We start from the raw sequence: 18,210 nt of genomic DNA, 5'->3' as shown, positions 1-18,210 counted from the left end.
CCCACCAGGAGCGATTCACAGCCACCAGAAGCAGGTCATACCCACCAGCAGCGGTTCACACCCCACCTGAGGCGGTTTACGCCCCGCCGGCAAAGCCGTGCTGGCGCCACGCTTCGTACATCACCACGGCAACGGTGTTGGAAAGATTGAGGCTGCGGTTGTCCGGCCGCATCGGCAGGCGCAGGCGGCGGCCATCGGGCAATGCATCGAGCACGTCCTGCGGCAGGCCGCGGCTTTCCGGGCCGAACAGGAAAGCATCACCGTCTTCGAACGCCACGCTGTCATAGCGGACGCTGGCACGCGTACTCAGGGCGAACAACCGCTTCGGTGCGATCCGCGCCAGCGCGGTGTCCAGGTCGGGGTGCACCTGCAGGCGCGAATACTCGTGGTAGTCCAGGCCGGCGCGCTTGAGCTGCTTGTCTTCCAGTGCGAAGCCGAGCGGCTCGACCAGGTGCAGCTGCGCGCCGGTGTTGGCGCAGAGCCGGATCACATTGCCCGTGTTGGGCGGGATTTCCGGTTGGAACAGGATCACGTGGAACTGGGGCGCGGCATTCATCGGCGCAGTGTACCTGCGACGACCGCCGCCTTTACGGCGCACGCCCTGCACGGGGCAGGGCGGCACCGCTTACGGGCGCAGCAGGACCTGGGCGGTTCCGGTGGCCAGGGCCTGCAGGTCGGCGGCGCTCGGACGCACCTGCAGGGCCGGCAGGTTGGTGATGACCGAGTTGGCGACGTTGGTGGCGGCGGCAGCCAGGGTCGCGGCGTAGCGCTGGGCTTCCAGTTCGGCGGCCAGGGCGACGCGCTGTTCCAGGCTCGGGCGCACTTCCACCGAGGCCAGGGTGGTGATCGGCATCGCGGCGGCGACCGGGGTGGCGACGTAGCCGCTGCGCTCGGCCAGCTGGTCGGCGCTCGGACGCACTTCCACGGTGGCCAGGGTGGGGATGCCGCTGGCCTGTTCCCAGGCCTGCTGGGCCAGCTGGTCGGCGGCCGGGCGAACCTGCACGGTGGACAGGGTCTTGATGGATTCGGAGGCCTGCACCGACGAAACAACCGCGGTGCCGGCGATCAGGGCGATGGCGATGGTCTTGGCGTTCATGACGGGGCCTGTTTAGTGTTGGTGATCAGTGGTGTGGTAGTAAGGTAGTACACCAATTCTGGGGATGCAAGGAGAATTTTCGATTTCCTGCATCTGTTCAGTCTTCAGTCAGCTTTTGTCTGAAGCCCTTCTTGGCGCAGGAAGTACCAAGCAATCCCCGTGCCAACTTTTAGCTATTGATTTACAAGGGTTTTCTGGTAATCGAAAAGTGTCCGGTGGGCGGACACCTGTCCATTCGATCTGCCGCGGACACTGTCCGGACGCTTTCAGTCGGCGCATGTGACGGTTCAGGCCCTGCGGATGGGCCGGGCCGGATGGCCTCCAGGGCAAACACCCCCAGTGACTGGCGACCGATTCCTGCCGTTGCCTGCGCAGGCTAGGATCGGGGTTCACCTATGTGACCAAGGATCCGGATATGTCTCTCGCCCTTCGCCCGCGCGCTGCACTGCTGGCCGTCGCCCTCAGCACCGCCCTGGGCACGCTTGCGCCCACCTCCGCGCTTGCCGCCAAGCCGGCGGCACCGGCCAAGGTCGATATCCCGTACGAGCAGTTCACCCTGCCCAACGGCCTGCGCGTGATCGTGCATACCGATCGCAAGGCGCCGATCGTCGCGGTCAACGTCTGGTACCACGTGGGCAGCAAGGACGAACCGGCCGGCCGTACCGGCTTTGCGCACCTGTTCGAGCACCTGATGTTCCAGGGCAGCGAAAACCACGACGGCGAATTCTTCGAACCGTTCAAGCAGGTCGGTGCCACCAACCAGAACGGCACCACCAATACCGACCGCACCAACTACTTCGAGAACGTGCCCACCACCGCGCTGGACATGGCGCTGTGGATGGAGTCGGACCGCATGGGTCACCTGGTCGGTGCGATCGACCAGGCGGCGCTGGACGAGCAGCGTGGCGTGGTGCAGAACGAGAAGCGCCAGGGCGAGAACCAGCCCTACGGCCAGGCCTGGGACCAGCTCAACAAGGCGCTGTACCCGGTAGGCCACCCGTACCACCACGGCGTGATCGGTTCGATGAACGATCTGAACGCGGCGTCGCTGGATGACGTGAAGACCTGGTTCCGCACCTGGTACGGCCCGAACAACGCGGTGCTGGTGCTGGCCGGCGACATCGACCTGGCCACCGCCAAGGAAAAGGTCGGCAGGTACTTCGGCAGCATTCCGGCCGGCCCGACCATGGCGCAGCCGGCCGTGAACGTGGCCAAGCGCAGCGCCGACACGCGCGAGACGATGACCGACAAGGTGCCGCAGGCGCGCATCTACCGCGCCTGGAACGTGCCGCAGGTCGGCACCACCGATGTCGATCAGCTGCAGCTGTTCGCGCAGGTACTGGGCGGTGCCAAGTCCTCGCGCCTGAGCCAGCGCCTGCAGCACCAGGACAAGCTGGTGGACAGCATCGCGTCGGGCCTGTCGACGTCGCAGCTGGGTTCGAACTTCGTGATCATGGCGACGGTCAAGCAGGGCCAGGACCCGGCCAAGGTCGAGAAGATCATCGACGAGGAACTGGATCGCCTGATCAAGCAGGGCCCGACCGCGGCCGAGCTGGAGCGTGCCAAGACCGGCGCCCGCGCCGGCTTCATCCGTGGCATCGAGCGCATCGGTGGCTTCGGCGGCAAGGCCGATGCGCTGGCCGAGTGCGCAGTGTTCACCGGCGACCCGGGTTGCTTCCGCACCTCGCTGGCCAACATCGAGAAGGCCAGTGCCGCCGATCTGAGCCGGCTGGGTGCGCAGTGGCTGGACAAGGGCAGTCACACCCTGGTGATCGCACCGGGTGAGCGTGTGGCGCTGAAGGAAGACCCGAGCCAGGCGCCGAAGCCGTTCACCGTGCCGGCGGTGGACCCCAAGTACAGCACCCTGCCGGAGCAGGTCGACCGCAAGGCCGGCGTGCCGCAGACCCGCGAGTTCCCGCAGCTGAAATTCCCGGCGCTGCAGCGCGCCACGCTGAAGAACGGCACCCAGGTGATCCTGGCCGAGCGCCACGAGATTCCGGTGGTGCAGTTCAGCTACCAGTTCCCGGGCGGCTTCAGCGCCGACCAGGGCCGCAAGCCGGGCACCGCCAACTTCACCATGAGCCTGATGACCGAAGGCGCCGGCAAGCTCGGCTCGCTGGCCTTCGCCGATGCCGCTGATGCATTGGGCGCCAGCCTGGATGCCTCGGCCGGCCTGGACTCGATGAGCGTGGACCTGTCGGCACTGAAGGAAAACCTGGCACCGTCGCTGGCGCTGTACCGCGACCTGCTGCGCGAGCCGCGCTTCGAGCAGGGCGAGATCGACCGGGTCAAGGCGAGCTGGATCGCCGGCATCCAGCAGGAGAAGGTCAACCCGGGTGCGGTGGCGATGCGCGTGCTGCCGCCGCTGCTGTACGGCAAGGGCCACCCGTATGCGATTCCGTTCACCGGCAGCGGCGACGAGGCGGCGATCAGCGGCCTGACCCGTGAGGACCTGGTCGACTTCCACCACGACTGGCTGCGCCCGCAGAACGGCACCCTGATCGTGGTCGGTGACACCACCCTGGCTGAGATCGTGCCGCTGCTGGACAAGCAGCTGGGCGACTGGAAGGCTGCGGGCGATGCCCCGCAGGTGAAGGCCGCCACCGACGTCGCATTGCCGAAGGGCCCGCGCGTGTTCCTGATCGACCAGCCGGGCGCGGTGCAGGCCAACCTGTTCGCCGGCCAGGTGGTGGCGCCGTCCAGTGCCACCAGCTCGACCCGCTTTGACATCGCCAACGGCGTGATCGGTGGTGACTTCACCTCGCGCCTGAACATGAACCTGCGCGAGGACAAGCACTGGTCGTATGGTGCACGCAGCAGCGCGATCAACTCGGTGGGCCAGCGCCCGTGGATGGCCAGCGCGCCGGTGCAGATCGACAAGACCGGGCCGGCGATGGCGGAAATGCGCAAGGAAATCGCTGCATTCGCCGATGGCAGCAAACCGGCCACCGCTGCGGAGATCAATCGCATCCGCAACATCCAGACCCTCAGCCTGCCCGGTGCCTACGAGACCGCCAGCGCGGTGGCGTCGACCATCGGGTCGATCGTGCAGTTCAAGCGCCCGGACGACTACGTGCTGCGTCGCAAGGCCGAGATCGAGGCGATGACCCCGGCGCAGGTGCAGCAGGCCGCTGCCGAGATCAAGCCGCAGGCCCTGACCTGGGTGGTGGTGGGTGACCTCAAGCAGACCGAAGCGGCCGTGCGTGCGCTGAACCTGGGCGAGGTGACGGTGATCGACGCCGAGGGCAACCCGGTGAAGAAATAAGGCACTACCCGGCCAGGGGTCGGATCCCTCCCATCGGGAGGGCTCCGACCTCCGCCCGGCTACCCTCGATTCAGGCTGTTCAGGCAGAATCCCCCCATACCCTTCCAGGATCTGCCCATGCGCGTTCTGCTGCTTTCCTCCCTGCTGCTCACCGTCACTGCCTGTACCTGGGTGCCGATCGAACCGGCCGGCAAGGCGACCCGCGTGCTGCCGGCAGGCCCGGTTCCGGCCGGCTGCATCGCCAAGGGCGAGGTCGTGGTTAGCGTGAAGAGCAAGGTCGGCTTCTACAACCGCAACCCGCTGCGCGTACAGGAAGAGCTGGAAACCCTGGCACGCAACGAAGCCCCGAGCGCCGGGGCCAATGCCGTGCAGGCCGCCGCGGCCCCCGCTGATGGCAGCCAGCGCTTCGCTGCCTACCAGTGCCCGCCGCGCTGAACGCTTCACCATACGGCCAAGCCTGAATTCGTAAAGATGCGGTGAAGGCCCCGGGGGTTATAGAATAGCGCCCCCTTTTGCCTGAGCCTTGGCGCTAACCTCGATGCTCTTCAAGAATGTCTCGATCGCCGGCCTGGCACACGTTGATGCGCCGCATACGCTGACGACCAAGGAAATCAACGAGCGGCTGCAGCCGACGTTGGATCGCCTCGGTATCCGCACCGACGTGCTCGGCGATATCGCCGGCATCCACGCCCGCCGCCTGTGGGACAACGGCGTGCTGGCGTCCGATGCCGCCACCATGGCCGGCCGCAAGGCGCTGGAAGACGCAGGCATCGATGCGACGCAGGTGGGCCTGCTGGTCAACACCTCGGTCAGCCGCGACTACCTGGAGCCGTCCACGGCCTCCATCGTGTCCGGCAACCTGGGCGTCAGCGACGAGTGCATGACCTTCGACGTTGCCAATGCCTGCCTGGCCTTCATCAATGGCATGGATATCGCGGCGCGCATGATCGAGCGTGGCGACATCGACTATGCGCTGGTGGTGGATGGCGAGACCGCCAACCTGGTGTACGAGAAGACCCTGGAGCGCATGACCGCCCCGGACGTCACCGCCGACGACTTCCGCAACGAGCTGGCCGCCCTGACCACCGGATCGGGTGCCGCCGCGATGGTGATGGCGCGCTCGGAACTGGTGCCGGATGCGCCGCGCTACAAGGGCGGCGTGACCCGCTCGGCCACCGAGTGGAACCAGCTGTGCCTGGGCAACCTGGACCGCATGGTCACCGATACCCGCCTGCTGCTGATCGAAGGCATCAAGCTGGCGCAGAAGACCTTCACCGCCGCCAAGATCGCCTTGGGCTGGGCCGTGGAAGAGCTGGACCAGTTCGTGATCCACCAGGTCAGCCAGCCGCACACCGCGGCGTTCATCAAGAACTTCGGCATCGACCCGAAGAAGGTCATGACCATCTTCGGCGAGCACGGCAACATCGGCCCGGCCTCGGTGCCGATCGTGCTGAGCAAGCTCAAGCAGCTGGGCAAGCTGAAGAAGGGCGATCGCATCGCGCTGCTCGGCATCGGCTCGGGCCTGAACTGCTCGATGGCTGAAGTGGTCTGGTAAGAAAGTCACCGCTGACCTGCTGTGTGATTGCCTGGCCAATCGCTCGCGACGGACAGCGATGATTTTTCCAAGTGTCCAAGGGCCGGTTCTACCGGCCCTTTCTACAGGTGCGATCCGATGTCCCAGCTTCCCGGTTACCCCGCCCACCCGCAGCGCTTCGAGGTCCGCCCCGGCCTGTCGATGAACTATCTCGACGAAGGCCCGCGCGACGGCGACGTGGTGGTGATGGTGCACGGCAACCCGTCGTGGAGCTATTACTGGCGCACGCTGGTGGCCGGCCTGTCGGACACGTACCGCTGCATCGTGCCGGACCACATCGGCATGGGCCTGTCGGACAAGCCCGATGACAGCCGCTACGAGTACACGCTGCAGTCGCGCGTGGATGATCTCGACGCGCTGCTGAAGCACCTGGGCATCACCGGCCCGGTGACCCTGGCCGTGCACGACTGGGGCGGCATGATCGGCTTCGGCTGGGCGCTGTCGCACCACGACCAGGTGAAGCGCCTGGTGGTGCTCAACACCGCCGCCTTCCCGATGCCGGCGGCGAAGAAGATGCCGTGGCAGATCGCGCTGGGCCGCCACTGGAAGATCGGCGAGTGGATCATCCGCACCTTCAACGCGTTCTCGTCCGGCGCCTCGTGGCTGGGCGTGGAGCGCAGGATGCCGGCCGACGTGCGCCGCGCCTACGTGTCGCCGTACAACAGCTGGGCCAACCGCATCAGCACCATCCGTTTCATGCAGGACATCCCGCTGTCGCCGTCCGACAAGGCGTGGTCGCTGCTGGAACGCGCCGGCAAGGCACTGCCGTCGTTCGCCGACCGCCCCGCCTTCCTCGGCTGGGGCCTGCGCGACTTTGTGTTCGACCACCACTTCCTGAAGGGCTTCCAGGCCGCGCTGCCGCGGGCCCAGGTACATGCCTTCGAGGATGCCGGGCACTACGTGCTGGAAGACAAGCAGGACGTGCTGGTGCCGGAGATCCGCGCGTTCCTGGACAAGAACCCGATCTGAAGGGCATGCCGACCAACGGTCGGCATCCACCGGAAGAGGGAATGGGCAGGTGCCGACCGTTGGTCGGCACACCGGCCGGCACTTCCCCTACGCAGCGATCGGTGCCTGCGGCGGCGAGGACGGGCTGTTGCCGTTGTCGTCCGGATGATCGTCGTCATTGTCGGCGCCATCGCGCCAGCGCCAGTCGGCCAGGGTCAGCGGATCCAGGCCGTAGGCGATGCGCGCCTTGTCGCACTGCGGGCTGGCCTTGCCGTACTCCCACGACGCATCCACCTCTCGGCACACGCTGGGCCGGTTGGGGTGGATGGTGCAGCGCGAGTACACGCCGACCTGCGCATCCAGTGCCACGCAGCGCACCGGCTTGGAGTGGGTGCCGCGCATGCACAGGCGGTGCGGGTCCAGCACCTCGGTCAGCTGGTGCGGCACGCCGCCGGGGGTGACCTCGTCCGATTCCATCCAGTGGAAGGCCACGCGGTATTGGGTGCAGCAGGCGCCGCAGGTCATGCAGGGATGTTGCATGGGCAAGCCGCCTCGGGCGGCAGTCGGAATCAGGAGCGAGGGTGCGGATTTTCCACGAAGTGGAGCGCCGCGCAAGAAATTCCGTAAGCGGCGACAATGAACGGATGAACCGACCCTGCAACATTGCCGCGCGCCTGCCTGAACTGGCGCGTGAACGCCCCGACCAGATCGCCATCCGCTGCCCAGGCCGCCGGGGTGCTGGCAACGGCATGGCCGCCTACGATGTGACCCTGGATTACCGCCAGCTGGACGCCCGCAGCGACGCCATGGCCGCCGGCCTGGCCGGCTACGGGATCGGCCGCGGGGTGCGCACGGTGGTGATGGTGCGGCCGTCGCCGGAGTTCTTCCTGCTGATGTTCGCCCTGTTCAAGCTGGGCGCGGTGCCGGTGCTGGTCGATCCGGGCATCGACAAACGCGCGCTGAAGCAGTGCCTGGACGAGGCGCAGCCGGAGGCGTTCATCGGCATCCCTCTGGCGCATGTGGCGCGGTTGGTGCTGCGCTGGGCGCCCTCGGCGACCCGCCTGGTCACCGTCGGCCGCCGCCTCGGCTGGGGCGGGACCAGCCTGGCTGCGCTGGAGCGCGCCGGCGCCAACGGTGGGCCGATGCTGGCCGACACCGATGGCGAGGACATGGCCGCGATCCTGTTCACCAGCGGCTCCACCGGCGTGCCCAAGGGCGTGGTCTACCGCCACCGCCACTTCGTCGGCCAGATCCAGCTGCTGGGCAGCGCGTTCGGCATGGAAGCGGGCGGGGTGGACCTGCCGACCTTCCCTCCTTTCGCCCTGTTTGACCCTGCGCTGGGCCTGACCTCGGTGATTCCGGACATGGACCCGACCCGGCCGGCACAGGCCGACCCGGCACGCCTGCACGACGCCATCCAGCGCTTCGGTGTGACCCAGCTGTTCGGCTCGCCAGCCCTGATGCGCGTGCTGGCCCGGCATGGCCGGCCATTGCCCACGGTGACCCGGGTGACCTCGGCAGGGGCGCCGGTGCCCCCCGACGTGGTCGCCACCATCCGCAGCCTGCTGCCCGCCGACGCGCAGTTCTGGACCCCGTACGGCGCCACCGAGTGCCTGCCGGTGGCGGTGGTGGAGGGGCGCGAGCTGGAGCGTACCCGTGCTGCTACCGAAGCCGGCGCCGGTACCTGCGTGGGCAACGTGGTGGAGCCGAACGAGGTGCGCATCATCGCCATCGATGACGCACCGTTGGCCGACTGGTCGCAGGCACGTGTGCTGGCCACCGGCGAGGTGGGCGAGATCACCGTGGCCGGGCCGACCGCCACCGACAGCTACTTCAACCGGCCGCAGGCCACCGCCGCCGCGAAGATCCGCGAGACGCTGGCCGATGGCAGCGCCCGCATCGTCCATCGCATGGGCGATGTGGGCTACTTCGATGCGCACGGGCGCCTGTGGTTCTGTGGCCGCAAGACCCACCGGGTGGAAACCGCACAGGGGCCGCTGTACACCGAACAGGTCGAGCCGGTGTTCAATACCGTGCCGGGTGTGGCGCGCACGGCACTGGTCGGTGTTGGTCCGGCGGGTGCGCAGGTGCCGGTGCTGTGCGTGGAACTGCAGCGCGGCCAGTCAGACAGCCCGGCGCTGCGGGAAGCGCTGCGTGCGCACGCTGCAGCCCGCGCGCCAGAGGCTGGCCTGCAGCACTTCCTGATGCATCCGGCGTTCCCCGTCGATATCCGTCACAACGCCAAGATCGGCCGCGAGAAGCTCGCCGTCTGGGCCAGCGCCGAACTGGAGAAGCGCGCATGAAGATCCTGGTCACCGGTGGTGGTGGTTTCCTTGGCCAGGCGCTGTGCCGCGGGCTGGTCGAACGTGGCCACCAGGTGCTGGCGTTCAACCGCAGCCACTACCCGCAGCTGCAGGCCATGGGCGTGGGCCAGATCCGCGGCGACCTGGCCGATGCGCAGGCGGTGCTGCACGCGGTGGCCGGCGTCGATGCGGTGTTCCACAACGGCGCCAAGGCCGGCGCCTGGGGCAGCTATGACAGCTACCACCAGGCCAACGTGGTCGGCACCGACAACGTCATCGCCGCCTGCCGTGCACATGACATCAGCCGCCTGGTCTACACCTCCACGCCCAGCGTGACCCACCGCGCTACGCATCCGGTGGAAGGCCTGGGGGCTGACGAGGTGCCATACGGCGAGGACTTCCAGGCACCGTATGCGGCGACCAAGGCAATCGCCGAACAGCGCGTGCTGGCCGCCAACGATGCGTCGCTGGCGACGGTGGCACTGCGCCCGCGCCTGATCTGGGGCCCGGGTGACCAGCAACTGGTGCCGCGCCTGGCAGAGCGTGCGCGGCAGGGCCGCCTGCGGCTGGTGGGCGACGGCAACAACAAGGTGGATACCACCTACATCGACAACGCCGCGCTCGCGCATTTCCTCGCTTTCGAAGCACTGGCACCGGGCGCTGCGTGTGCGGGCAAGGCCTACTTCATCTCCAACGGCGAGCCGCTGCCGATGCGCGAGCTGGTCAACAAGCTGCTGGCCGCGGTTGGCGCGCCGACGGTGGACAAGGCGATCAGCTTCAAGACCGCGTATCGCATCGGTGCGATCTGCGAACGGCTGTGGCCGCTGCTGCGCCTGCGCGGCGAGCCGCCGCTGACCCGCTTCCTGGCCGAGCAGCTGTGCACGCCGCACTGGTACAGCATGGAGCCGGCCCGCCGCGATTTCGGCTATGTGCCGCAGGTCAGCATCGAAGAAGGGCTGCGCAGGCTGAAGGCTTCATCTGCTGCATAGATCGCCATCACTGGTTGCACACCGCGGGAACGGGAGGATGGACCCACGCCATCCAAGGCTCGACCACCCGCGAGGAGCGCCATGCTGCACTACGCCATCATCTTCTTTGTCATCGCCATCATCGCCGCCGTTCTGGGGTTCTCCGGCATTGCCGGGGCCGCAACGAACATCGCCTGGATCCTGTTCGTGGTGTTCCTGATCCTTGCGGTGATCTCGATGTTCCGGAAGCGCGGCTAGAAGACCCGCACGCAGTGCCCGCCGCTGGCGGGCACTGCCCTCTTTGGAGTCGAGCACGGCCCGGCGCTGAAGAGGGCCATCGAGCATGGTTCGACGCTACACGGCGCTGTGCAATCCACGATCGGCTGCATGGCGCTCCAGCGCCAGTTCGATCAGGCGCGTGATCAGCGTGGTGTAATTCACGCCGCTGGCACCCCACAATTTCGGGTACATGCTGATGCGGGTGAAGCCGGGCAGCGTGTTGACCTCGTTGATGATGATGTCGCCGCCCGCGGTGAGGAACACGTCCACGCGCGCCATGCCCGCACACTCCAGCGCCTGGTAGGCCTGCAGCGCGACCTGCTGGATGCGCGCCTGGGTTGCAGCATCAATATCCGCGGGTACCACCACTTCGGCGCCCGCTTCGTTGATGTACTTGGTGTCGTAGGCGTAGAACTCGTCGTGTACCACCACCTCGCCGCACAGGCTGGCCTGTGGGTGTTCGTTGCCCAGCACCGCGCACTCGATCTCGCGGCCGACCACCGCCGATTCCACCAGCACCTTGTGGTCATAGCGCAATGCCAGTTCGAGTGCCTCGGCGAAAGCCGCCGCGTCCTTGACCTTGCTCACGCCTACCGATGACCCCTGGTTGGCAGGCTTCACGAACAGCGGCAGGCCGAGCTGCGCGATCACCGCATCGACATCGACCGTCGCCGCCTGGGGGCGACGGATGCACAGCCACGGCGCCACCCGCAACCCGGCGTCGCGCAGCAGGCGCTTGGTCACGTCCTTGTCCATCGCCACCGCAGAGCCTAGTACCGGCGAACCCACGAAGGGCAGGTTGGCCATGCGCAGCAGGCCCTGCAGCGCACCGTCCTCGCCCAGTGGCCCGTGTACGATGGGCAGCACGACGTCGATCTGCCCCAGTGCACTGGCCGCGTCGGACGGCTGCAGCTGCGCCTGTTCCGCACCCGGGCGCACCGCCAGCGACTGGCCCGAGCGATGCAGGGCGATGCGTGACGGATCATCGGCGTTGATCAGAAAGGTGTCCGGCTGGCTCAGATGCCACTGGCCCTGCTTGTCGATGCCGACCAGCACCGGCTCGAAGCGCTCGCGATCAAGCGCGTCAAGGATGTTCTTCGCCGACTGCAGCGAAACTTCGTGCTCGGAGGACTTGCCCCCGAAGATGATGCCGACCCGGGTCCGTGCCATGGTGCTGCGGTGTCCTGTGCGTTGCGTGGCCTCATAGCATGAACCTTCATCGGCCCCCCGCGTGAGGCACAGATGAACCAGAAATCCATCCACGCATGGCGTGGATCTAGCGTGTCGACCAAGGTCGACACCCGCCACCGGCCCCCTCCCGCCTATCCACGGAATGCCCGCTGTTGCTGTTGCTTCGGCTGTTGCCGTTGCCGTTGCCGTTGCCTCTGCGGGTGCCGGGCGGCCGCCCGGCCCAAGCCCCCCACCCACGCAGGTAGAATGCGCACATGGCTCTTTCCCTGCTCAAGTCCCTCAAGCCGGTCGCTGGCCGCGCCCTGCAGATCGCCCTGAACCGCGCGCTGGCGCTGGATCCGGATACCCGCCATGCACTGGCCAGCCTCGATGGCCGGCACATCGACCTGACCCTGGAAGCGCCGTCGCTGGCGATGCGCATCAGCGTCGACGGCGACCAGCTGCGGGTCGGCCCGGTGGATGCGCAGGAAGCCGACCTGGCCGTGCGCAGCAGCCTGGCCGGGGTGCTGGCGCAGCTGCCGCTGCTGGCCAATGCTCGGCGCGGTGACAACAACGTCAAGGGCCGCGTACGCGTGGCCGGCGACGCCGAACTCGCGCGCCGCCTGCAGCAGCTGGCCAAGGGCTTCGATCCAGACTGGCAGCAGCCGTTCGTCAGCGTATTCGGTGAAGTGCTGGGCGTGCAGGTGGCCAACACCCTGCGCAGCGCCCTGCAGCATGCGCGCCAGGGTGCGGTCGATCTGGCCCACAGCGCCGCCGAATTCATCACCGAGGAATCACGCGACGTGGTGCCACGCGCCGAACTGGATGCCTTCCACGATGATGTGGACGTGCTGCGTGACGATGTCGAGCGTCTCGGCGCGCGCGTGCAGCGCCTGCGGGGTGCCGCATGAAGGCCGTGCTGCGGGCCAGCCGCATCGGCCGGGTGATCCTGCGCTACCGCCTCGACGACCTGCTGCAGGGCACGCCGGCCGAGCGCTGGCTGCGGCTGGCCAAGCCGTTCGTACCGCGTGCCTCGGCCAGCATCGCGTCGCAGTCGCGCGGCGCCCGCCTGCGCCTGGCGCTGCAGGATCTCGGCCCGATCTTCGTCAAGTTCGGCCAGATCCTGTCCACCCGCCGCGACCTGGTGCCGCCGGACGTGGCCAACGAACTGACCCTGCTGCAGGACCGGGTCAAGCCGTTCGACGGCGATACCGCGCGCCGCATCGTCGAGGAAGCACTTGGCCTGCCGGTCAGCGAGGCGTTCGCCAGCTTCGATACCGAACCGCTGGCCTCGGCCTCGATCGCGCAGGTGCATGCGGCCACGCTGGCCGATGGCCGCCAGGTGGTGGTCAAGGTGCTGCGCCCGGGCATCGAGAAGCAGATCGACGCCGACATCGCGTTGCTCAACTCGCTGGCCGCCCTGGTCGAGCGCACCCACCCGCGTGCCGACAAGATCCGCCCGCGCGAAGTGGTGGCCGAAGTCGAGAACACCCTGGCCGCCGAGCTGGACCTGCAGCGCGAAGGCGCCAATGCCAGCGTGCTGCGCCGCCTCTGGGAAAACAGCGACGACCTGTACGTGCCGGAAGTGATCTGGAGCCATACCGCCGAGCGCGCGCTGACCCTGGAGCGCGTGTGGGGCATTCCGTCCGACGACATCACCGCACTGGACAAGGCCGGCATCGACCGCAAGGCGCTGGCCGCCAAGGGCGTGCGGGTGTTCTACACCCAGGTGTTCCGCGACAACTTCTTCCATGCCGATGCGCACGCCGGCAACATCTGGGTCGACACCGATCCGTCGCGCCGTGCCAATCCGCGCTTCATCGCGCTGGACTTCGGCATCATGGGCCAGCTGTCGCAGGAAGATCAGTACTACCTGGCCGAGAACTTCATGGCCATCTTCAACCGCGACTACCGCCGCATCGCCGAACTGCACGTGCAGGCGCGCTGGATGCCGGACAATGTACGCATCGATGACCTGGAAGCGGCGGTGCGTTCGGTGTGCGAGCCGTACTTCACCCGTCCGCTGTCGCAGATCTCGCTGGCCGAAGTATTGATGAAGCTGTTCCGCGTGGCGCAGCGCTACCAGCTGACCCTGCAGCCGCAGCTGATCCTGCTGCAGAAGACCCTGCTGAACATCGAGGGTGTCGGCCGCCAGCTGGATCCGCAGATCGACATCTGGGCGGTGGCCAAGCCAGTGCTGGCCAGGATCCTGCGCGAACGCTACAGCCCGCGGCGGGTGGTGCGCGAGATCGGCAAGCGCCTGCCGGAGATCATGACCCATGCGCCGGACATGCCGCGCCTGGTGCACGCCTGGCTGACCCAGCAGGTGGAGGGCCGCCATGAGCTGGCGATGCGCTCGCGCGATCTGGTCGCGCTCGATGCCAGCGTGCAGCGCCTGCAGAAGCACGCGGTGGGTGCGATCACCGGCGTCGGCCTGCTGGCCATCGCCGCGTTGATGTACGTGCTGCAGCCGCCGGGTTGGTACTGGGGCGACCTGCCGATGTGGAGCTGGGTGTCCGGTGCCGTCGGCGTGCTGGCGCTGGCGCGCGCGTGGTGGCGCTGATCCCGGTTGGTCGAGGGTCGGCGGCGACGCACGCTGCCGACCGATCGCGGATCTACCAGTGGTAGCCCAGGCCCAGGTGCGACTGCACGCTCTGGAAGCGGTCCAGGCGTGTCTTGTGCCAGGTCTTGCCGATGCCCATGTCCAGCACCAGATGCTCGCCCAGCGGCTGGCTGCGGCGCAGGAAAGCGCGACGTGCATCGTGCTCGCGCAGCAGCAGCGGGTCGGAGTCGGCGGTATAGCCGGAGGTGCCGCTGCCCAGCCACAGCTGGGTCGAACCACGGCCTTGCCCATCCTTCAGGCGCAGTGACAGCGTGGTGCCATGGCCATCGGGGCCATTGGACTGGCGATGCCGCTCGTGGCGCATAGAGGCGGTCACGCGCGGGAAGTAATGCGCTGCGCCCACCGACCAGCCGCTCACGTACGCGCCGGCATGGTACTGGGCGTACTTGCCGCCCACGCTCAGCACGGTCTGCGGTGCCACCTTCCACTGGACGTCCTGGTTGATCTGGCGGTTGACGAACACCGGGTCATCGTTGGACGCCGTGAAGGCAGTGCGGGTGGACAGGCGCGGGTTCCAGCGCTGGTGCAGCGAGCCCTGCACGCGGTTGCCGCCGAAGCGCTTGCTGCCGTAGTCGCGTTCGCCATGGGCCAGGCCCAGGTGCCAGCGGCTGTCGCCGCTGCGGCCGGCCAGGTCCACGGTCCGTACATCGCGCTTGCCGAAGCCGGCGGTGTAGTCGGCATGGTCCAGCTGCACCGAGATCCGGTCGATGCCGGCGTGGGCGCTGGACACAGCCAGCAGCAGGGCGCACGGCAGCGCGCCACGGAGGATCAATCGCATGGGGTTACTCCAGGGGTTGGGAATGCAGCGACTGCAGCAGCCGGTAGCGACCGGGTGGCAGGTTTCGTTCCACGGTGATGCGCGGGCCGAACTGGCTGCCCGGCGCGACGATACGACCCGGCAGGACGATCACGCCGACACCCAGCGCGGCGCCTTCACCGATCCAGGCGCCGAGCTTGTCGCGCTGGCTGTCGATGACGGTGTCGCCGATGTGGACGGCGACCGTCGCGCCATCCAGGCGATGGTTGCTGGTGCGCACCAGCGCACCCAGGTAGGCGCGGGCGTCGATGCGGCTGTCGGCGATGAAGCACTGCGGACCAATGCAGACGCCGTCACCGATCAGTGCGTTCTTCAGTTCACTGGCAAAGCCGATGCGCACACCATCACCGATGCGCAATGGGCCGCGCAGCAGCACGTTGTTGCCGATCAGGCAGTCGCGACCGATCGATACCGGCCCCTGCAGCTGGGCGCCGTCGCAGATGCGGCTGCCGGCACCGATCCGCACGTGGCCCTGCACCGTCGCGCGTGGCGAAACCTGTGCGCTGGAATCGGCGTGGGGTGCCAGCGCCGAAAGCCCATCGGCCATGGTGGCGAGGTCATTCCACCACATGCGGATACCTGGTCGGTTTGTCGCGCGCCGGTTCGCGGCCGGTGAACAGCCCGGCCAGGCCGTGCATCAGCCAGATCGCGTAGGCGAGCAGCACATACAGCATCGAGAACGCGGCGGCCGGCACCAGCCATGCGCGACGATGGTGGATCGCACTGATCACCGCCAGCAACATGACGATGCCGATCCAGAACACCGGCATCAGCGACAGGGCAAGGCCGCCAGGCCCATGCAGCAGGACCGCGCCGAACCAGACCTGCAACGACATCACGATGCCGGCGAGGGCGAGCACCATCATCGGCAGGATGCTGAAGAAGCCGAAGCGAGTCAGCAGCAGGCCGCGATGCAGGCGCATGCACACCGCATAGCCGACGATCCAGCGTCGCCAGCGCCGCCATTCTTCCACCAGCGTGTTGCATTCCTGCGGGTAGACCACGCAGCGCACGCTCTGGCGGACACGGTAGCCCTGCGCGACCAGCGACCAGGACATGTCCAGGTCTTCCACACGCGTGCGGTCGGAGAAGCCGACCTTGCGCAGCACCGAGGTACGGAACAGGCCACACGAGCCTGAGACGATGAACGGTGCACCGCCCAGCCACTGCTGGAAGCTGCGCTTGATGACGATCATCGGCAGCTTCAGGCTGGCGCGCACATGCGGCAGGAAGCCCGCACCCTGCAGGCTGGACGACGGCACGCCACCGACGGCATCGGCGCCGCGTTCGATCTCCTCCAGCAGGTGGCCCAGGCCATGGCCGTGCGGATCGATGTGGGTGTCGGCGTCGGTCAGGAACACCTGCTCGGCGCTGGCGTGCCGCAGGCCATGCATCAGCGCGCCCCCCTTGCCGGTGTTGGCCTGGTGGACCGCCACCAGGCGCTCGGGCCAGCGCGCCTGCAGTGCATCGAGCACCTGGGCCGTGTTGTCGGTGGAGCCATCGTTGACGCAGATCACCCGCGCCACGTATGGGTTCTGCAGCAGGCTGGTCAGCGAGCGCTCCAGGCAGGGGGCCTCGTTGTAGGCCGGCACGATCGCATCGATGCTGTACAGGCGCGTGCTGGGTCGACGCGAGGCCTGCATGCACACCCGCACCAGGATGAAGGCACACATGGCCAGGAACAGCAGCGTCTTCATCACAGCACCAACCGGTAGGGCTGGAAGCCCTCGCTGGGGCCGATGCCGATCTGCTGGCCGCGGAACTGCGCATGGCAGCGCAGGTGGCTTTCCTGCATGTAGTGGCGATCGCCCTGGCTGGCATGCTCACGCAGTGCACGGATCTTCAGCTCCAGCTGTGCGCTGATGTCCTCGAACACCTGCGGCGCGAACTGCGGCAGGGTGCTGGGGCTCTCGTAGCAGAGGATCTGCGGGATACTGCGGCAGGCGATGATCGACGCTTCGTGGACGGTGCGATGGTCCTGGTGATGATCCTCACCACACATCGTGTAGACGCGATGTGGCGTGATCAGGGCGCAGGCCTGCTCGATCGCTGCGACGATGTCGTTGCCGCAGGCGGGAAAACCGGTGTCCGGAAAATCCTGCTGGATCACCTGGGTGACGCCGAGGCGGCGCAGCGCGCGGTGCGATTCGTCACTGCGATCGACGCCGGCATGGCAGCCCCGGCCGCCGCGGCTGAGCACCAACGCGTGGACGCGCGCGCCGGCGCGGGCGAGCTTGGCCAGGCTGCCACCGCAACCGAGCTCGATGTCGTCGGGGTGGGCGCCGATTGCCAGAATGTCGAGAACCATGGCCGTGTCCTTGCGCAAACCAAGAGGGCCGCGGGCAGGTGGACCGACCCGCGCGAAGAAGGCGGGAACTATCGCAATGTGAACGCGGCGCAGGGCTAGGAGGAATACGAAATGTGGGCAGGCAGGTCACAATGCTCACCCATGCTGCGGCAGATGAAAGAAGCGATGACGATGCGGCTTTCGGAATTGAAGGACGAACTGGCGCGTTTCGGCGCCGAAAACGACGGGCGTGAAACCGAGCGGGGCCGCCGCATGCTCAACATCACGCCGGATACCGGTGAATTCCTGTCGGTGCTGGTGCGTTTCGGGCAGGCGCGGCGCGTGCTGGAGATCGGCACCTCCAATGGCTACTCCACGCTGTGGCTGGCCGAAGCGGCCGCCGCCATCGATGGCCACGTGACCACGCTGGAATCTGCTGACGACAAGGTGGCGATGGCGCGGGCAACGTTCGCGCGCAGCGGACTAGCCGCGCACATCACGCTGGTGCAGCGCGATGCCGGGCTCTGGTTGGCGCAGGCCGCTGATGCCAGCATCGATCTGCTGTTCCTCGATTCGGACCGCGAACAGTACGCCGGCTGGTGGCCGCAGCTGCGCCGCGTGCTGCGTCCGGGGGGCCTGCTGGTGGTGGACAACGCCCTCTCGCATGCCGAGCAGATGGCGCCGCTGCGCACGCTGCTGGATGCCGATCAGGACTTCGGCACCAGCCTGGTGCCGGTGGGCAACGGCGAGCTGCTGGCCGTGCGCAACGCCTGACTGCCGCGTGCCACAAACCCGGGGTCAGATCCCTTTTCCTGCGGAAAAGGGATCTGACCCCATACAGGCCGCCCGTATAATCCCGC

Annotated in this window: 18 protein-coding genes; 10 read left to right on the top strand and 8 right to left on the bottom strand. The window is 67.6% G+C overall.

Translation table 11 applies throughout. The features are described from left to right. Nucleotides 1–76: 76 nt before the first annotated feature. The gene (locus B9Y82_RS19570) at nt 77–556 is read right to left on the bottom strand and encodes a tRNA (cytidine(34)-2'-O)-methyltransferase (protein ID WP_005407625.1); all 480 of its coding nucleotides are present in this window, start codon (nt 554–556) and stop codon (nt 77–79) included. A gap of 69 nt (nt 557–625) precedes the next feature. Further along, nucleotides 626–1,096, bottom strand: coding sequence for a hypothetical protein (locus B9Y82_RS19565; RefSeq protein WP_100474992.1), 471 nt, complete (start codon nt 1,094–1,096; stop codon nt 626–628). A gap of 415 nt (nt 1,097–1,511) precedes the next feature. On the opposite strand from B9Y82_RS19565, the gene B9Y82_RS19560 reads away from it, so the two are divergent. The 4 genes from B9Y82_RS19560 to B9Y82_RS19545 all read left to right on the top strand — a co-directional run bounded on the left by B9Y82_RS19560 (nt 1,512) and on the right by B9Y82_RS19545 (nt 6,924). Then, nucleotides 1,512–4,361: a M16 family metallopeptidase gene (locus tag B9Y82_RS19560; protein WP_100474991.1), complete on the top strand. Its 2,850-nt coding sequence runs from the start codon at nt 1,512–1,514 to the stop codon at nt 4,359–4,361. Between the two features lie 117 nt (nt 4,362–4,478). Next, nucleotides 4,479–4,796, top strand: a complete 318-nt coding sequence (locus tag B9Y82_RS19555) for a DUF4156 domain-containing protein (protein WP_100474990.1) — start codon at nt 4,479–4,481, stop codon at nt 4,794–4,796. A gap of 103 nt (nt 4,797–4,899) precedes the next feature. Beyond that, nucleotides 4,900–5,916: a 3-oxoacyl-ACP synthase III gene (locus B9Y82_RS19550; RefSeq protein ID WP_014035559.1), complete on the top strand. Its 1,017-nt coding sequence runs from the start codon at nt 4,900–4,902 to the stop codon at nt 5,914–5,916. Between the two features lie 117 nt (nt 5,917–6,033). Then, a complete protein-coding gene (locus tag B9Y82_RS19545) occupies nt 6,034–6,924 on the top strand; it encodes an alpha/beta fold hydrolase (protein ID WP_100474989.1) in 891 nt (296 codons plus the stop codon). An 87-nt stretch (nt 6,925–7,011) separates the two neighbouring features. Here B9Y82_RS19545 and B9Y82_RS19540 read toward each other — a convergent pair whose 3' ends face one another. Beyond that, entirely contained in the window at nt 7,012–7,443 is a 432-nt protein-coding gene (locus tag B9Y82_RS19540) for a YkgJ family cysteine cluster protein (RefSeq protein ID WP_100474988.1), read from the bottom strand. A gap of 104 nt (nt 7,444–7,547) precedes the next feature. Between B9Y82_RS19540 and oleC the strand changes: the two genes are divergently transcribed. From oleC to B9Y82_RS19525, 3 genes are all read left to right on the top strand, one after another. Beyond that, nucleotides 7,548–9,206, top strand: a complete 1,659-nt coding sequence (oleC, locus tag B9Y82_RS19535) for an olefin beta-lactone synthetase (protein ID WP_100474987.1) — start codon at nt 7,548–7,550, stop codon at nt 9,204–9,206. After that, the gene (gene oleD, locus B9Y82_RS19530; protein WP_100474986.1) at nt 9,203–10,195 is read left to right on the top strand and encodes a 2-alkyl-3-oxoalkanoate reductase; all 993 of its coding nucleotides are present in this window, start codon (nt 9,203–9,205) and stop codon (nt 10,193–10,195) included. Before oleC ends, oleD begins: the two co-directional genes overlap by 4 nt. 81 nt (nt 10,196–10,276) lie before the next feature. Beyond that, nucleotides 10,277–10,432 (top strand): DUF1328 domain-containing protein, encoded by a 156-nt coding sequence (locus B9Y82_RS19525; protein WP_005407633.1) that lies wholly within the window; start codon nt 10,277–10,279, stop codon nt 10,430–10,432. 96 nt (nt 10,433–10,528) lie between these two features. Here B9Y82_RS19525 and ddlA read toward each other — a convergent pair whose 3' ends face one another. Beyond that, nucleotides 10,529–11,623, bottom strand: coding sequence for a D-alanine--D-alanine ligase (ddlA, locus tag B9Y82_RS19520; protein WP_100474985.1), 1,095 nt, complete (start codon nt 11,621–11,623; stop codon nt 10,529–10,531). A 275-nt stretch (nt 11,624–11,898) separates the two neighbouring features. Between ddlA and B9Y82_RS19515 the strand changes: the two genes are divergently transcribed. Together B9Y82_RS19515 and ubiB are read left to right on the top strand one after the other, a co-directional pair. Then, a complete protein-coding gene (locus B9Y82_RS19515; protein WP_100474984.1) occupies nt 11,899–12,534 on the top strand; it encodes a ubiquinone biosynthesis accessory factor UbiJ in 636 nt (211 codons plus the stop codon). After that, the gene (gene ubiB / locus B9Y82_RS19510) at nt 12,531–14,186 is read left to right on the top strand and encodes a ubiquinone biosynthesis regulatory protein kinase UbiB (protein WP_100474983.1); all 1,656 of its coding nucleotides are present in this window, start codon (nt 12,531–12,533) and stop codon (nt 14,184–14,186) included. Before B9Y82_RS19515 ends, ubiB begins: the two co-directional genes overlap by 4 nt. 52 nt (nt 14,187–14,238) lie before the next feature. On the opposite strand, the gene B9Y82_RS19505 is transcribed toward ubiB, so the two are convergent. The 4 genes from B9Y82_RS19505 to B9Y82_RS19490 are packed head-to-tail and all read right to left on the bottom strand — an operon-like array spanning nt 14,239 to nt 17,371. Continuing rightward, a complete protein-coding gene (locus B9Y82_RS19505) occupies nt 14,239–15,024 on the bottom strand; it encodes a YaiO family outer membrane beta-barrel protein (protein WP_100474982.1) in 786 nt (261 codons plus the stop codon). Nucleotides 15,025–15,028: 4 nt separating this feature from the next. Next, nucleotides 15,029–15,634 carry an acetyltransferase gene (locus B9Y82_RS19500; RefSeq protein ID WP_100474981.1) on the bottom strand — a complete coding sequence of 202 codons (606 nt, stop codon included), beginning with the start codon at nt 15,632–15,634 and terminating at the stop codon, nt 15,029–15,031. Continuing rightward, nucleotides 15,621–16,760 carry a glycosyltransferase gene (locus tag B9Y82_RS19495; protein WP_100474980.1) on the bottom strand — a complete coding sequence of 380 codons (1,140 nt, stop codon included), beginning with the start codon at nt 16,758–16,760 and terminating at the stop codon, nt 15,621–15,623. The genes B9Y82_RS19500 and B9Y82_RS19495 overlap by 14 nt, the downstream gene beginning before the upstream one ends. Further along, nucleotides 16,760–17,371 (bottom strand): PIG-L deacetylase family protein, encoded by a 612-nt coding sequence (locus B9Y82_RS19490; protein ID WP_100474979.1) that lies wholly within the window; start codon nt 17,369–17,371, stop codon nt 16,760–16,762. The genes B9Y82_RS19495 and B9Y82_RS19490 overlap by 1 nt, the downstream gene beginning before the upstream one ends. Nucleotides 17,372–17,536: 165 nt before the next feature. Between B9Y82_RS19490 and B9Y82_RS19485 the strand changes: the two genes are divergently transcribed. After that, the gene (locus B9Y82_RS19485; protein ID WP_100475286.1) at nt 17,537–18,124 is read left to right on the top strand and encodes an O-methyltransferase; all 588 of its coding nucleotides are present in this window, start codon (nt 17,537–17,539) and stop codon (nt 18,122–18,124) included. Nucleotides 18,125–18,210 lie beyond the last annotated feature (86 nt).

It is taken from the genome of Stenotrophomonas maltophilia, assembly GCF_002799155.1.
Lineage (GTDB): Bacteria > Pseudomonadota > Gammaproteobacteria > Xanthomonadales > Xanthomonadaceae > Stenotrophomonas > Stenotrophomonas maltophilia_R.
This window is presented reverse-complemented; position numbering and strand designations above follow the sequence as displayed.

Bases quoted from the DNA above. Each gene is read 5' to 3' on its own strand.
- B9Y82_RS19570 (WP_005407625.1), bottom strand. From the start codon at position 556: ATGAATGCCGCGCCCCAGTTCCACGTGATCCTGTTCCAACCGGAAATC.
- B9Y82_RS19565 (WP_100474992.1), bottom strand. From the start codon at position 1,096: ATGAACGCCAAGACCATCGCCATCGCCCTGATCGCCGGCACCGCGGTT.
- B9Y82_RS19560 (WP_100474991.1), top strand. From the start codon at position 1,512: ATGTCTCTCGCCCTTCGCCCGCGCGCTGCACTGCTGGCCGTCGCCCTC.
- B9Y82_RS19555 (WP_100474990.1), top strand. From the start codon at position 4,479: ATGCGCGTTCTGCTGCTTTCCTCCCTGCTGCTCACCGTCACTGCCTGT.
- B9Y82_RS19550 (WP_014035559.1), top strand. From the start codon at position 4,900: ATGCTCTTCAAGAATGTCTCGATCGCCGGCCTGGCACACGTTGATGCG.
- B9Y82_RS19545 (WP_100474989.1), top strand. From the start codon at position 6,034: ATGTCCCAGCTTCCCGGTTACCCCGCCCACCCGCAGCGCTTCGAGGTC.
- B9Y82_RS19540 (WP_100474988.1), bottom strand. From the start codon at position 7,443: ATGCAACATCCCTGCATGACCTGCGGCGCCTGCTGCACCCAATACCGC.
- oleC (WP_100474987.1), top strand. From the start codon at position 7,548: ATGAACCGACCCTGCAACATTGCCGCGCGCCTGCCTGAACTGGCGCGT.
- oleD (WP_100474986.1), top strand. From the start codon at position 9,203: ATGAAGATCCTGGTCACCGGTGGTGGTGGTTTCCTTGGCCAGGCGCTG.
- B9Y82_RS19525 (WP_005407633.1), top strand. From the start codon at position 10,277: ATGCTGCACTACGCCATCATCTTCTTTGTCATCGCCATCATCGCCGCC.
- ddlA (WP_100474985.1), bottom strand. From the start codon at position 11,623: ATGGCACGGACCCGGGTCGGCATCATCTTCGGGGGCAAGTCCTCCGAG.
- B9Y82_RS19515 (WP_100474984.1), top strand. From the start codon at position 11,899: ATGGCTCTTTCCCTGCTCAAGTCCCTCAAGCCGGTCGCTGGCCGCGCC.
- ubiB (WP_100474983.1), top strand. From the start codon at position 12,531: ATGAAGGCCGTGCTGCGGGCCAGCCGCATCGGCCGGGTGATCCTGCGC.
- B9Y82_RS19505 (WP_100474982.1), bottom strand. From the start codon at position 15,024: ATGCGATTGATCCTCCGTGGCGCGCTGCCGTGCGCCCTGCTGCTGGCT.
- B9Y82_RS19500 (WP_100474981.1), bottom strand. From the start codon at position 15,634: ATGTGGTGGAATGACCTCGCCACCATGGCCGATGGGCTTTCGGCGCTG.
- B9Y82_RS19495 (WP_100474980.1), bottom strand. From the start codon at position 16,760: ATGAAGACGCTGCTGTTCCTGGCCATGTGTGCCTTCATCCTGGTGCGG.
- B9Y82_RS19490 (WP_100474979.1), bottom strand. From the start codon at position 17,371: ATGGTTCTCGACATTCTGGCAATCGGCGCCCACCCCGACGACATCGAG.
- B9Y82_RS19485 (WP_100475286.1), top strand. From the start codon at position 17,537: ATGACGATGCGGCTTTCGGAATTGAAGGACGAACTGGCGCGTTTCGGC.